The sequence below is a fragment of the Sphingomonas montana genome (assembly GCF_001956315.1).
GTDB lineage: Bacteria > Pseudomonadota > Alphaproteobacteria > Sphingomonadales > Sphingomonadaceae > Sphingomonas_R > Sphingomonas_R montana.
On the sequence record NZ_MOLY01000037.1, the window covers coordinates 80,452 to 94,314 of the forward strand.

12 protein-coding genes are annotated in these 13,863 nt (G+C 69.2%); 3 read left to right on the forward strand and 9 right to left on the reverse strand.

All coding sequences use genetic code 11. The annotated features are described in order from the left end of the window. The first annotated feature begins 7 nt into the window (after positions 1 to 7). Both BKY59_RS10830 and BKY59_RS10835 read left to right on the forward strand, forming a co-directional pair. A complete protein-coding gene (locus BKY59_RS10830; RefSeq protein WP_076071397.1) occupies positions 8 to 1,459 on the forward strand; it encodes a sigma-54-dependent transcriptional regulator in 1,452 nt (483 codons plus the stop codon). Further along, the gene (locus tag BKY59_RS10835) at positions 1,456 to 2,913 is read left to right on the forward strand and encodes a hypothetical protein (protein WP_076071400.1); all 1,458 of its coding nucleotides are present in this window, start codon (positions 1,456 to 1,458) and stop codon (positions 2,911 to 2,913) included. Before BKY59_RS10830 ends, BKY59_RS10835 begins: the two co-directional genes overlap by 4 nt. Before the next feature lie 23 nt (positions 2,914 to 2,936). On the opposite strand, the gene folP is transcribed toward BKY59_RS10835, so the two are convergent. Further along, on the reverse strand, positions 2,937 to 4,034 hold the full coding sequence (gene folP / locus BKY59_RS10840) for a dihydropteroate synthase (protein ID WP_076071536.1): 1,098 nt from the start codon (positions 4,032 to 4,034) through the stop codon (positions 2,937 to 2,939). Positions 4,035 to 4,209: 175 nt separating this feature from the next. Then, positions 4,210 to 5,331, reverse strand: coding sequence for a site-specific DNA-methyltransferase (locus BKY59_RS10845; protein ID WP_076071538.1), 1,122 nt, complete (start codon positions 5,329 to 5,331; stop codon positions 4,210 to 4,212). Between the two features lie 312 nt (positions 5,332 to 5,643). Between BKY59_RS10845 and BKY59_RS10850 the strand changes: the two genes are divergently transcribed. Continuing rightward, positions 5,644 to 5,937, forward strand: coding sequence for a hypothetical protein (locus BKY59_RS10850; protein WP_076071402.1), 294 nt, complete (start codon positions 5,644 to 5,646; stop codon positions 5,935 to 5,937). A 184-nt stretch (positions 5,938 to 6,121) separates the two neighbouring features. On the opposite strand, the gene BKY59_RS10855 is transcribed toward BKY59_RS10850, so the two are convergent. From BKY59_RS10855 to BKY59_RS10880, 7 genes are all read right to left on the reverse strand, one after another. Continuing rightward, a complete protein-coding gene (locus tag BKY59_RS10855) occupies positions 6,122 to 6,733 on the reverse strand; it encodes a ribonuclease HII (protein ID WP_076071404.1) in 612 nt (203 codons plus the stop codon). 154 nt (positions 6,734 to 6,887) lie between these two features. Further along, complete coding sequence (locus tag BKY59_RS17730) at positions 6,888 to 7,061, reverse strand: hypothetical protein (protein WP_165374835.1); 174 nt, start codon at positions 7,059 to 7,061, stop codon at positions 6,888 to 6,890. Positions 7,062 to 7,103: 42 nt separating this feature from the next. Beyond that, a complete protein-coding gene (gene thiD / locus BKY59_RS10860) occupies positions 7,104 to 7,952 on the reverse strand; it encodes a bifunctional hydroxymethylpyrimidine kinase/phosphomethylpyrimidine kinase (RefSeq protein WP_083672071.1) in 849 nt (282 codons plus the stop codon). Then, positions 7,949 to 9,289 carry a phosphoglucosamine mutase gene (gene glmM, locus BKY59_RS10865; RefSeq protein ID WP_076071408.1) on the reverse strand — a complete coding sequence of 447 codons (1,341 nt, stop codon included), beginning with the start codon at positions 9,287 to 9,289 and terminating at the stop codon, positions 7,949 to 7,951. The genes thiD and glmM overlap by 4 nt, the downstream gene beginning before the upstream one ends. 186 nt (positions 9,290 to 9,475) lie before the next feature. Then, on the reverse strand, positions 9,476 to 10,777 hold the full coding sequence (locus tag BKY59_RS10870) for an amidohydrolase family protein (RefSeq protein ID WP_076071410.1): 1,302 nt from the start codon (positions 10,775 to 10,777) through the stop codon (positions 9,476 to 9,478). Next, complete coding sequence (locus BKY59_RS10875) at positions 10,774 to 12,204, reverse strand: amidohydrolase (RefSeq protein WP_076071412.1); 1,431 nt, start codon at positions 12,202 to 12,204, stop codon at positions 10,774 to 10,776. Before BKY59_RS10875 ends, BKY59_RS10870 begins: the two co-directional genes overlap by 4 nt. Further along, entirely contained in the window at positions 12,201 to 13,787 is a 1,587-nt protein-coding gene (locus tag BKY59_RS10880) for a peptide MFS transporter (protein WP_076071414.1), read from the reverse strand. Before BKY59_RS10880 ends, BKY59_RS10875 begins: the two co-directional genes overlap by 4 nt. Positions 13,788 to 13,863: the final 76 nt, after the last annotated feature.

Sequence of the window (13,863 nt, forward strand, 5' to 3'; positions counted from 1 at the left end):
ATCGGCAATGGCCGAGCCGAGCCGCACGCTGTTGCTGATCGACGACGAACCCGCGCAGGGCCGGCTGGTGTCGGCCATCGTCGCGCGGGCGGGGTGGCGCACCGTCCGCGCGCGTGACGCGGACGAGGCGATCGCGCTGCTCGGCGGCGCCGGCACGCCCGCCATCGATGCCGCACTGATCGATCGCTGGGCACCCGGCGACAGCGACGCCGCGGGCGATGCAGACGGTGGAGGCGGCGACGTCGCCATGCTGCGCGCCTGTCACCCGACGTTGCCGATCCTGATGATCGCGGCCAGCCCGACGGTCGCCGGCGCGGTCGCCGCGATGCGGACCGGCGCTACCGATTTCCTGGTCAAGCCGCTTGCGCCCGACCGGCTGCTGGCCGCACTCGACGCTGCGACGGACGGCCGCGGGGGGACCGGCGAACTGCGCCCGCTCGCCGAAAAACTGCCGCAGGTGCTGGCGTTCGACGAAATCGTCGGCTCGTCCTCCGCCTTCCGCTCCGCGCTGGCGATCGCGGCGAAGGCGGCGCGCGCCCGCGTCTCGATCCTGATCGAGGGCGAAAGCGGCGTCGGCAAGGAAGTCGTCGCGCAGGCGATCCATGCCGCCTCCCCGCGCGCGCGCCGGCCGCTGGTGGTCGTCAATTGCGGCGGCATCCCGCAGAATTTGATCGAAAGCGAATTGTTCGGGCATGAACGCGGCGCGTTCACCGGCGCGTTCGACCGCCGCATCGGCCGCTTCGAACAGGCCGATACCGGCACGCTGTTTCTGGACGAGGTCGGCGAACTGTCGCCCGACGCGCAGGTCCGGCTGCTCCGCGTCCTGCAATCGGGGGAAGTCACGCCGATCGGCGCGCGCGGCCACCGCATCGTCGATGTCCGCGTGATCGCTGCCACTAACCGCACGCTGCTGGACGAAGTCGCCGCCGGGCGGTTCCGCGAAGACCTTTATTACCGACTCGCCGTCGTGTCGGTCGCGGTGCCCCCGCTGCGCACCCGCATCGCCGACGTCCCGGCGCTCGCCCGCCACATGCTGGCGCGCATCGCGGATCAGCCCGGCCTGCGCGGCCTCGGCATCACCGACGCGGCGCTCGCGCTGCTGATGCGCTACGACTGGCCGGGCAACGTGCGCCAGCTCCACAACGCGCTCTTCCGCGCCGCCATCCTGTGCGACGGCGATGCGCTGACCGTCGCCGACTTCCCGCAAATCGCGGCCGCGACCAGCGCGGGCCGGTCCGCCCCGTCCGCCCCGCCAAGCGGCCCGCTGGCCGGCGGCGGCATCACCCTGTACGAACCCAATGGCCATATGCGCCCGCTGGACGCGATCGAGGCGGACGTCATACGGCTGGCGATCGGCCATTATCGCGGCCGCATGACGGAGGTCGCCCGGCGGCTCGGCATCGGGCGATCCACGCTTTACCGCAAACTCAGCGAAATGGGCATCGACAGCGCGGCATGATCTACGCGACTCCCGCCCCGCCGCCGTCCCGTTTCGATCATGCAGGGCTGGCGGCGCAACCGTTGCGCCTGCTCATGGTCGTCTTCACGCTCTATGCCGCCTGGACCGTCCCGTCGCTGCTGCCGCGCTGGGGCATTTCCTCGGGCGGGTTCCTGCTGCTGGCCGGCTGGGTTGGGCTGGCGGCGCTCGCGCTGCCGCTGGCGCGCGGGCGGATATCCGGCGTGCTGGGGCCTACCCTGCTGGTCGCGGTGGCGGTGCTGCTGCGGTTCGCCGCCTTGTGGGCGCTGTGGGGCCATGATGCGGTCGCCGATCCGCTGATTTACCGGCAGATCGCCGCCGCCATGATCGACGGCGGCCCGATGATCTTCCACGAACCGCGGACGGGGGTCGCGTTCCGGGCGCTCTACCCGCCGCTCTACCCGCTGTTCCTGACCGGCATCGGTGCGGTCGCCGGGCTGGGGCAGGGCGTGATCTGGCTGAGCAATCTCGCCTTCGACCTCGCCGCCGCCGCGCTGCTCGTGCGCATCGGTGCGCGCGCCGGGTCGCGCGCCGGCGGCCGTGCAGCGGCCTGGCTCTATCTGGTCTGGCCCACCTTCATCCTGGCATCCCCGTTCGCGCAGAAGGAACCGCTGGTCGCGCTGCTCGTCCTCGCCATCGCGCTCCGCATGACGCGTCTGCGCGCCGATACGCATCCCACGCCGATCGACGGTGCCGTCGTGGGCGCTCTCGGGGGCCTCCTGACCCTGACCCAGCCCGGCCTGCTCACCGTTCCGCTCATGTTCGGCCTCGCGCTGCTGCCCGTCGTGGGGCTCCGGCCGATGGTCGCGCTGGCCGTGCGCAGCCTGCCCGTCCTGCTGCTCGTCATGATGCCCTGGTGGGTCCGCAACGCGCTCGTGCTGGGTCGCTTCGTGCCGCTCACCACGACCGGGGGCATCGGGCTGTGGATCGGCAACAACCCGGCCGCCACCGGCAACTGGATGCCGCTTCCCCCCGCCCTCGGCCGCCTGCCCGAACTGGAACAGTCCGCCGCCGCCGCCGCGGTCGCCAGGGACTGGATCGTCGCCCACCCGGCCGACATGCTCCGCCTGAACGCTGCGAAGCTGTTGCGGGCTTTCGGCATCGAACAGTTCACGCTGGTCCGCTTCGGCCTCCTTCGGCCGGCGCTCGCTTCCGGCCACCCCGCCCTGCTGTTCCCGATGTTGCAGGGCGCGCTGCTCGCCACGCTCGCCGCTGCCACCGTCGCGATCGGGCGGCTGCGGACGCTGCCCGACGGCCGCCTCGCACTGCTCCTGACGCTCGCCATCGTCGCGCAACTGATCGTCTTCGACCTGTGGTTCGAATTCGCCGAACGCCACCGCTACGTCGCGATGCCGTTCCTGTTCCTCCTGATCGGAGCGGCAATGACGACCACGAACGAGCGGGACGCGACCCGACACAACGCGGTTCACGGCTGAAAACGCCTCGACCGCCTCCGCACTCACCGCGGCGTCAACGCCTCGTCGCGCAACCCGCGCCAGACTTTCAGCGCCTGCACCGTCTCCGCCACGTCATGCACGCGCAGCAGCTGCACGCCCTGCGCCGCGCCCGTCATCGCGATGGCCACCGAACCGCCCAGCCGCCGGTCGACCGGTGCCTCGTTCGACAGCGCACCGATGAACCGCTTGCGGCTCGCCCCCAGCAGCACGGGACACCCCAGCCCGTGAAAGAGCGACAGCCCGTTCAACAGCGCCAGATTATGCGCAACCGTCTTGCCGAACCCGATCCCTGGATCGACGATGATCCGCGCCCGCGCGATCCCCGCCGCCTCCGCCGCCGCGATCCGTGCCGCCAGCCAGTCATAGACCTGGATCAGCACATCGCCGTACGCGGGCCGGTCCTGCATCGTCTGCGGGTCGCCCGCATGGTGCATCAGCACGACGGGGCACCCCGCCGCCGCCACGACACCGGCCGATCGCGCGTCCCATGACAGCGCGGACACGTCGTTGACGATCCCCGCCCCCGCACCCAGCGCCGCCTCCATCACCGCCGCCTTCCGCGTGTCGATCGCCACCGCCACGCCGGCCCGCGCCATCCGTTCGACGACCGGGCGGATCCGGGCGATCTCGTCCCCCTCCCACACCGCGGCAGCACCCGGTCGCGTCGATTCGCCACCCACGTCGATCAGCGCTGCGCCCGCCGCCGCCATCGCCACCCCGGCACCGGCCGCCGCCGCCGCGTCGCCGTCATGCTGCCCGCCGTCCGAAAAACTGTCCGGCGTCACGTTCAGGATCGCCATGACCTGCGGCTGATCGAGCCGGATCGTCCGTTCGGCCAGGGTCAGCGCCGGCCGTGCCGCCACCAGCCGCGCCAGCACCGCCTCGCCCGCTGCCCGCTCCGCGTCGGGCAGCGCGGTCAACGCCGCGTCCAGCCGATCGACCGGCACCAGCGTCTGCGCCACGCGCCGCCCCGCCTCCACCCGGATCAGTTCGACCGCCGCGAACCACGCCAGCCCCCCCGCCAGCCGCAGCACCTGTCCGTCATGCCCGAACGGCGCATCCACGAACGCGGTCGGACGGAGGTAGAGGCCGGTCGTCATGCTGCTGTTCCCTGCAAACCAAACGCCGACATGCCGACCCCGATAGGCCGGCACCACCCCCGTCATCCTGACGAAAGTCAGGATCCATTATCACTCCGCGTCAGGCACCCCAAAACCGTACTGAGAATGGATCCCAGCGGTCGCTGGGATGACGGCAGTGACGCGGAACCGCCCCCTACAACCCCGCCGCCACCAGATGCCGCTGGCGAAACTCGTCGATCGCGATCAGGCCGTCCGGCCCCTCGACATGCCAGAACGTCCAGCCGTTGCACGACGGTGCGCCCTGCAACGTGGCACCCACCTTGTGGATCGACCCGCGCGCGCCGTCCGTCACCAGCGTACCGTCGCCGCGCACCTCCGCGCGCCAGCGCCGCTTCAGGTCGGTCAGCATCGTGCCCGGCGGGATCGCGCCGGTCTCGATCATCACGCCGAACGCCACCCGCGGCGCGCTGCGCTTCGACGGCACCGTCTGCATCGCGCTTTCGTCCAGCGCCAGCGTCGACGCGATCCGCGCGCGCGCCACGCTCACATATTTTTCCTCGCGCTCGATACCGATCCAGCGGCGCCGCAACCGCCGCGCCACCGCCCCTGTCGTCCCCGTCCCGAAAAACGGGTCCAGCACGATGTCGCCCGGCTGCGTGCAGGCCAGCATCACGCGGTACAGCAGCGCCTCCGGCTTCTGCGTCGGATGCGCCTTGTGCCCGTCATCGTCCTTCAACCGCTCGCCACCCGAACAGATCGGCAGCACCCAGTCCGACCGCATCTGGATATCGTCGTTCAACGCCTTCATGCTGGCATAGTTGAAGGTGTAGCGCGCCTTCTCCGATTTCGAGCACCAGATCATCGTCTCGTGCGCGTTGGTAAACCGCGTGCCCTTGAAATTCGGCATCGGATTGGCCTTGCGCCACACGATATCGTTCAGGATCCAGAATCCATGATCCTGCAACGCGGCGCCGACGCGGAAGATGTTGTGGTAACTGCCGATCACCCACAGCGTGCCGTCGTCCTTCAGCACGCGCCGCGCCTCGGCCAGCCAGGCGCGCGTGAACTTGTCATATGCCTCGAACGACGCGAACTTGTCCCATTCGTCGTCGCACGCATCGACCCGCCCGCCCTCGGGGCGCAGCAATTCGCCACCCAGTTGCAGGTTGTAGGGCGGATCGGCGAAGATCATGTCCACCGACCGGTCGGGCATGCCTTTCATCGCGGTGATGCAGTCGCCCAGCAGGATCGTGTCGAGCGACAACATGGTCAGTTTCGGCCGCGTCGCGGTGCGCAGGACGGGCACGTCGTCCATGTCTATCTTGTTGGCCGCACGCATTTTTTCGTCCCCGCTCTTCACTCGCGGACACCCTGATTCGTCCGGATTCGCGGGTCAAGGCCGCGCTGTGCGAACGCCGGCGACGACCGCGACTCGCTCATCCGAGATGCGGAGTCCCGACACCGCATATTGAGTCCGCGACACCGGCCGGACTCAATATACGGTGGTGTGGCGGCAAGGACTCGCTCCAGTCTTTATTTGTGGTGGAACCGGAAAGAAGGGGGCAGGTTCGCCTTTTCGGATCGGGGACGAGTGGTGGGGCGGCGCGTGGCGGGACATGTTCGGACAATGCTTGCCTCGGGTGCCGGCGCGCTCCTGTTCGGTACGGTGCTCGGCCTGTCCACGGTCGGCGGCCTGCGCGATCGCCCGCAACCCGCCGGCCCGATCTACCCGCGCGCGTCGCCGCCGTCCGACCCGATCTATACCGCCGACGCCCCGGATTGCGACGGCTGCACCAACTATGACGCCGGGTATCGCTGGGCCAGTGCGCGCGGCATCGCCACGGTCGACGACTGTTTTGGCGAGGACTGGGCGCGCCAGCGCGGCTGCCTTGCCTTCGTCCAGGGCGGCCGGATCGACTGACGCGACGGGACTCACCGAAGAGTATGCGTACCCCCGCGCAGGCGGGGGTCCAGGGCCACGAGTGATACCGTTTGTGGCGCTGGAACCCCGCCTGCGCGGGGGTACGGTATGGGGTCAGCCTTCTATTCCGTCGACTCAGACCTCGGGAGAGCATCAGCTATAAATGCCTGATATCGATCCCCCGTCAGATCAGCAGCAACTGCCGCACCGGCGCGAAGCTGCGGCGGTGGATCGGGCTCGGTCCCAATGCACCCAGCGCCGCCAGATGCGCCGCGGTGCCGTATCCCTTGTTCGACGCCCAGCCATAGCCCGGATGGGCGGCGTCATATTCCAGCATCATCCGGTCGCGCTCATGCTTGGCGACGATCGACGCCGCCGCGATCGACAGGCAGGATGCGTCGCCCCTCACCACCGCCACCGCGGGGTGCCGCCACTTCGGCAGGGCGTTGCCATCGACCAGCACCATCAGCGGGTCATGCCCCGCCGCGGCGATCAACGCATCGACCGCGCGCGCCATCGCCAGCATCGTCGCGTGGTAGATGTTGATCGTGTCGATCTCCGCCACCGTAGCGATCCCGACGCCCACCAGCGCCCGCCCGCGAATTTCGCCGCATAGTTCCGCGCGCCGGCGCGCGCACAACTTCTTGCTGTCGTCGATCCCCTTCGGCGTGCGCCGCCGGTCGAGCATCACCGCCGCCGCCACCACCGGCCCGGCCAACGGCCCCCGCCCCGCCTCGTCCACGCCCGCCAACGGCGCGGGATGCGTGCGCTCGATCCTGAAACTCGGTCCCGCCATGCCGCGCGTTACGCGCCGGACGCGACCGGTTCAATCCTTACCAACGCCACCCGGCCGTCATCCCGCCGGTAAAGCGCTCACTCTTAGTCCAAGGGAGATCCTGGCCTACGCGGCGATGACGACGGCAGCCAGCAGCGCGCCCGACGACCAAGGCTCACCCGGCCCGCATCGACTGCACGATGTCAACCAGCGTCCCCGCCGAAATCGGCAGTATGAACAACAATACCACGATGAACGCGATCACCACCGTCAGCACGCGTTCCTGCGCCTTGCGGGGCGCCGGTTCCGGCACCGGCTGCCGATTCCAGCCACTCCCGTCGAACGGCATCGCGCAATCCTCTGTCCCGCACGCCCGGCCGGCATGCATCCATTAAACAGAGGATATCGCCGGATGGTTGCCGCTGTCGACCGCCGTCTCCCCCGCCGGGGTAGGACAAATCAGCCCATGCCCCATCGGCCCATGCCCCGCGCCCAGCCCCGGTGCTGCCAGCAGGGCGTCGCGCACCAGCCGGCGCGCGATCGGGATGGCGCGGTCCAGCGGCAATCCTTGACCCAGCCCGGTCGCGATACCGCTGGCCAGCGTACAGCCGGTGCCGTGCGTATGGCGCGTGTCGATCCGCGAATCGGTCCACGCCGTCACCCCGCCCGTGTCGAACAGCCGGTCGGTCAGCACCGTGCCCGCCGCATGCCCGCCCTTCACCAGCACCGCGCCGCCGCCGCGCGCCACCAGCGCCGCCGCCCCCGCGGCCGGATCGTCCAGGCCGGACAGGGCCGCCAGTTCGGGCAGGTTCGGCGTCGTCACCGTCGCCAGCGCCATCAGCCGTTCGAACGCCACAATCGTGTCGCCATCGGCCAGCACCGCGCCGCTGGTCGCCACCATCACCGGATCGAACACGATGGGCACCGCGTGCGGCATCGCGGCGATCCGATCCGCCACGGCATGCGCCACCGCGGCCGATCCGATCATCCCAATCTTGATCGCATCGACGCCGATGTCGGACAGGACGGCATCGATCTGCGCCAGCACCATCGCGGCCGGCACCGCCATCACGTCGGTCACGCCCAGCGTATTCTGCGCGGTGATCGCCGTGATCGCCGTCATCGCATGACCGCCCAGCGCCATCACCGTCTTGATGTCCGCCTGGATCCCCGCGCCGCCGCCGCTGTCCGATCCGGCGATGACCAGAATTCTGGCGATCGGGACGCGGGCGACGCTCACGCCGCGGCGCGCCGCACGGCCTGGCACACCTCTTCGACGACTTCGGCGACCAGCGCCTCGTCTTCGCCCTCCGCCATCACGCGGATCAAGGGTTCGGTGCCGGACTTTCGGATCAGCAGCCGCCCGGTCCCGTTCAGCCGCGCCTCGGCCGCCGCGATCGTCTTCTGCACCGCCGCGTCCGCCAGCGGCTGTCCCCCGGCAAAGCGCACGTTCTTCAGCAGTTGCGGCAGCGGTTCGAACTGGCGCAGCAGCGTGCTGGCCGGCCGCCCCTCGCTCACCAGCGCCGCCAGCACTTGCAACGCCGCGACCAGCCCGTCGCCGGTGGTCGCATAATCGGTCATGATGATATGGCCGGACTGTTCGCCGCCGACATTATACCCGCCGCTGCGCATCGCCTCCACCACATGGCGGTCGCCCACATTCGTCCGGTGCAGCGTCAGGCCATGCCCCCCCAGATGGCGTTCCAGCCCCAGATTGGACATCACCGTCGCCACCACGCCGCCACCGCGCAACAGCCCGCGCCGGTGCCACGACACGCCGATCAGCGCCATCAGCTGGTCGCCGTCCACAATGGTGCCGCGCTCGTCCACCACGATCAGCCGATCGGCGTCCCCGTCCAGCGCGATGCCGATGTCGGCCCGCGTCTCCAGCACTTTTGCGCGCAACGCATCCGGGTCGGTCGATCCGGTCCGGTCATTGATGTTGGTGCCGTTGGGCGTCACGCCCAGCGCGATCACGTCCGCACCCAGTTCCCACAGCGCGGACGGCGCCACCTGATACGCCGCACCATTGGCGCAATCGACCACGACGCGCAGGCCGTCCAGCCGCAGATCCTCGGGAAAGGCCAGCTTGACCGCGTGGATATAGCGTCCGCGCGCATCCTCCACCCGCCGTGCGCGGCCGATATGTTCGGCCGGGGCCAGCGTCGGCGTGCCGTCCAGCAACGCCTCGATCGCCAGCTCGTCGGCATCGCTCAGCTTGTACCCGTCCGGCCCGAACAGCTTGATCCCGTTGTCCGCGAACGGGTTGTGACTGGCGGAGATCATCACGCCCAGGTCCGCCCGCATCGACCGGGTGAGCAGCGCCACCGCCGGCGTCGGCATCGGCCCGACCAGCACCACGTCCATCCCCACCGACGTGAACCCGGCCACCAGCGCCGATTCCATCATATAGCCCGACAGCCGCGTATCCTTGCCGATCACCACCCGGTGACGGTGCGCCCCCCGCAGGAAATGCGCGCCCGCCGCCTGCCCCACCTTCATCGCGATCTCGGCCGTCATCGGCGCCTGGTTCGTCCGCCCGCGAATGCCGTCGGTCCCGAAATACTTGCGTGCCATATTCGTCCTGCCCTGACTCGGTGGAGCCTCGCTACCGCATTTACCCTAACGATATGCTGGAAGTCCGTCATCCTGACGGAAGTCAGAATCCATTATCACGCCGCTCGGCCGTGGCCGGAACCGTAATGACAATGAATCCCAGTATCGCTGGGATGACGTCCGCGGGGTTACTGCCCTGACTTCCCCCTACCGCTCATACGCCTTCGGCAGCACGCCCTCCTGCGGCACGGCATAGCGGTCGCGCAGCTTCGTCTGGCGGTTGACCAGCGACTGTTCCACCCCGTCGATCATCACCGTCACCGGCGCGGACGACAGCTCCAGCGGATCGCCGTCCCAGATCACCACGTCCGCCCGTCGCCCGGGGCGCAACGACCCGATCTCCCCGTCCAGCCCCAGCGCCGCCGCCGGCCCCGAACTGATCGTCGCGAACGCACGGCCCCAGTCGAGCCCGGTCGCGCCGGGTACGCGGGTCAGCGCCACCAGATTGCCGGCATATTGCTTGATGAGCCGCGCCTGCCGCGCCTCGTCGTCGTTTATCATGCCGATGCCGACGGTCACGCCTGCGGCCTGCAACCGGCCGATGTTGGACTGTGTCGCGGCCAGCGCCTCGAAACTGGCCGGCAGGTCGGCCAGCGCGGACGCCAGCACCGGCACGCGCGCCGCCACGATCTGCGGCGCCACCATCCACGCCTCGGACGCACCGACCAGCACCAGCTTCAGCGCCGGAAACTCGCGTACCAGATCCAGCACCTGGACGATGTCGGACGCCCGCTCGACATGCACCAGCATCGGCACGCGGCCCTCGACCATCGGCACCAGTGCCGCCGCATCCAGCTTGGTCAGCATGCCGTCGGTGATCCGCCCGCCGCCGCCCGGGCCCGGGGCGCGCGCATAACCACGCGCCTCCAGCAACGCGTTGCGGAACATCGCGAACGCTGCCGGCCGGCTGCCGCCCGCGGTCGCTGCCGCCCCCTCGCCGAACTCGACGAACTGGAACGCGCGCGGGCGCATCACCGCATTGGCATCGGTGCCCAGGTCGATCACCGCACCTTGACCCGCAAAGATCGTCTTGCCCGTATCGGGCGCGACTACCGCGCGCGTGACTCCTTCCGCGCGGTTGATCGCGATCGGTGTCTCGCGTGGATTCACCGCCAGCGACACGTCCAGCGCGGCGGAAAAATCGGACTTGTCCGCCCCCGCGTCGTTCGTCTCGCGCACCCCGTCGACCTCGACGATGCCAAGCCGGCTGAAGCCCGCGACCAGCCCGGGCGACACCCACCTGCCCTGCGCATCGATGACGCGCGCGCCCCCGGGCACCGCGACGCCGCGCCCCGCCGCGGTCACGCGCCCGCCGCTGATGACGACCGTTCCGCCGTCCACCGGACCGCTGCCGTCGCCCACCACCAGCTTCGCATTGGTGATGGCCACGGTCTGCGCGGCCAGCGGCGTCGCGCCCAGCAGCGCCGCGATGATGGCAAGCCGCTTCACTTCACATCCCCTTCGCCCGGCTGGCCAAGCTCGAAATCCGACACCGGCCGCCGGCGCGGGTCGTTCGCATCGTACAGCAGCGCCCCGTCGATCCAGACCTTTTCCGGCCGGGTGTAGACGCTCAGCGGGTTGCCGTTCCACAGCACCACGTCGGCCATCTTGCCGGGTTTCAGGCTACCCGTCCGGTCCGCGATCCCCATCGCCTTCGCCGGATTGATCGCCAGCCAGGTCCACGCCACCTCGTCCGGGATCACGATCCCCATGCGCCGCCCGTCGGCCAGTGTCTTGGCGACTTCCTGGTTCAGCCGCTGGATGCCGTTCGGGTCGTCCGAATGGATCATCGCGCACGCGCCGGCCTTCTGCAGCAGCGGCAGGTTCTCGTTGACCGCGTCATAGCCTTCCATCTTGAACCCGTACCAGTCGGCCCAGACCGCCGCACAGATCCCGTTCGCCTTCAGCAGGTCGCCGATCTTGTACGCTTCGACCGCATGGTGGAACGCGGTCACCTTGTACCCGAATTCCTTGGCCATATCGATCACCTGCGCCATCTCGTCCGCGCGGTAACAATGGTTCTGCACGGTGATCTCACCGTTCAGCACGCCCATCAGCGTCTCGTTGCGCAGGTTGCGGCCGGGCTGGTCGGCGGATTTCGCGGTGCCGTCCTGCACCTTCTTCTCGTATGCGTCCCACTTGCGCTTATATTCGGTCGCGTCGATCCAGGTCTGGCGGTCCAGCGCCATGTTCCCCATCCGGGTCTGCGGCAGCTGCCCCTTGGATCCGTAGACGCGCTTCGGATTCTCGCCGCACGCCATCTTCAGGCTGTACGGCGCGCCGGGAAACTTCATGCCTTGCGCGGTGCGGGCATAGACGTTCTTCAACGTCACGCCGCGCCCGCCGAACAGGTTCGCCGAACCGGGCAGGATCTGCAACGTCGTCACCCCGCCATTGGCCAGCGCGCGGCTGAACCCCGGGTCCTGCGGCCAGACGCTATGTTCGGCCCACACCTCGGCGCGCACCGGCCCGGTCGCCTCGTTCCCGTCGGACAGGGCCTGTACCGAGGGACTGGGATAATCGCCCAGATGGCTATGGATATCGATGATGCCGGGCGTCACCCACTTGCCGCGCCCGTCGATCACGGTCGTGCCCGCGGGCGCCGCGATCGTCTGCCCGACCTCGACCACCTTGCCGTCCGCGAACAGCACCGATCCGTCGTCGATCCGCCCGCCCTCGCCGTCATACACGGTCACGTTGGTCACCAGCGTCGGTACGCCGGGATAGGCGCGATAGGTGGACGGATAGGGATCGCGGTCGAACGTCGGCTTCGCCTGGCCGCGCGGCGTGGTGGCCGATGCGCTCCGCGGTGCCGGCGTCTGCGCACAGGCGGTCAGCGCCAATACGGCACACGCCGTCGCCCAGATCGTCTTCACGCCTTATACTCCCAATCGGTCCGCGTACCGGCCGCGGCCGGCTCGGCCAGCTCGTCTCGCCCGGCCAGTTCCTGCCCGTCCTGCAACAGGTTCAGGTGCATCAACCGCACCACGAACGGCGCGATCAGCAGCACAACCACGCCGATTCCGATCGAAACCCAGCCGATCCGGCCATAGACCTCCAGCACCCGTTCCGGCCCGGCGCCCTCGCCCCCGGTCGCCTTGGCGATCACGCTGGCCAGGAAGTTGCCGGCCGCCGTCGCCAGGAACCAGGTCCCCATCATCAGGCCCACCATGCTGCCGACCGACAGGCGCGTCATCGCCGCCAGCCCGACCGGCGAGAAGCAAAGTTCGGCCGCGGTGTGGAAGAAATAGAGCAGCAGAATGAACAGCGCCGGCGTCGGCGCCCCGAAGTTCAGCGTTGCGCCGAACACCAGCACGAGGAAGCCCAGGCCGATGACGATCAACCCGATGCCGAACTTGAACGGCGCGCTCGGTTCCAGCCGCCGCCGCGCCAGCCACGTCCACAGGCCCGCGAACAGCGGGGCCAGCAAGATGATGAAGATCGAATTGACCGACTGGAACAGCGACGCCGGGATCTCGAACCCAAGCAGGCTGCGGTCCACCGCGCGGTCGGTATACAGGTTGAGCGACGATCCCGCCTGTTCGAACAACGCCCAGAACAGCGGGCATAGCGCGATCAGGAACAGCGCGCCGAACAACCGGTCGCGGTCCACCTTGGGCAGCGTGAACACGGCGCGGTACAGGATGAATCCGACCGTCAGCGTCGCGAACACGACCAGCAACGTGCCCACCACGCCGGTGCTCTGGATCAGCCACCATGCCACGCCCACCGCGACGATCGCGCCCAGATAGATCGCCCATTCGCGCGAGATGCCCACCGCGGTGCGGGCACGCAGCAGCGCCGGCTCCGGCGGCTCGCCCACGCCCAGCAATTCCTTGCGGAACAGCACGAACACCACCAGCCCCAGCAGCATGCCGATGCCCGCCGCGCCGAACCCCCAGGCCCAGCCCACCGTCTCGCCCAGCAGCCCGCAGATGATCGGCCCGGTCGCCCCGCCGATGTTGATCCCCATGTAGAAGATCGAGAAACCCGGATCGCGCCGCGCGTCGCCGCGCGGGTACAACTGCCCCACCAGCACGGAGATATTGGCCTTCAGGAACCCGGTGCCGATGATGATCGACGCCAGCCCCAGATAGAAGCCGTTGAGGTAGGACCCCTGCGCGCCCGCCGGACCCTCCAGCAACCCGATCGCCAGATGGCCCGCCGCGATGAACAGCCCGCCGACCAGCACCGCCCGCCGCGCGCCCAGATACCGATCGGCCAGATACCCGCCGATCACCGGCGTGACATAGACCAGCGAGGTGTAGGCGCCGTAGATCCCGAACGCCGGTTCGTCGCCGAACAGGAAATGCTTGGTCAGGTAGAAGATCAGCAGCGCGCGCATGCCGTAATAGGAAAAACGCTCCCACATCTCGGTAAAGAACAGCACGAACAGACCGCGCGGATGGCCCAGGAACGTGCGCGCGTCGCGCATCTCTGGGGTAAGGGATGTTGCCATGGGGTCGGGTGGCTCCGAACGTCGGGGAAAGGACGCACCGGCCAGGCCGGGCGCTGATGGTCGGAAGACTAGCGGA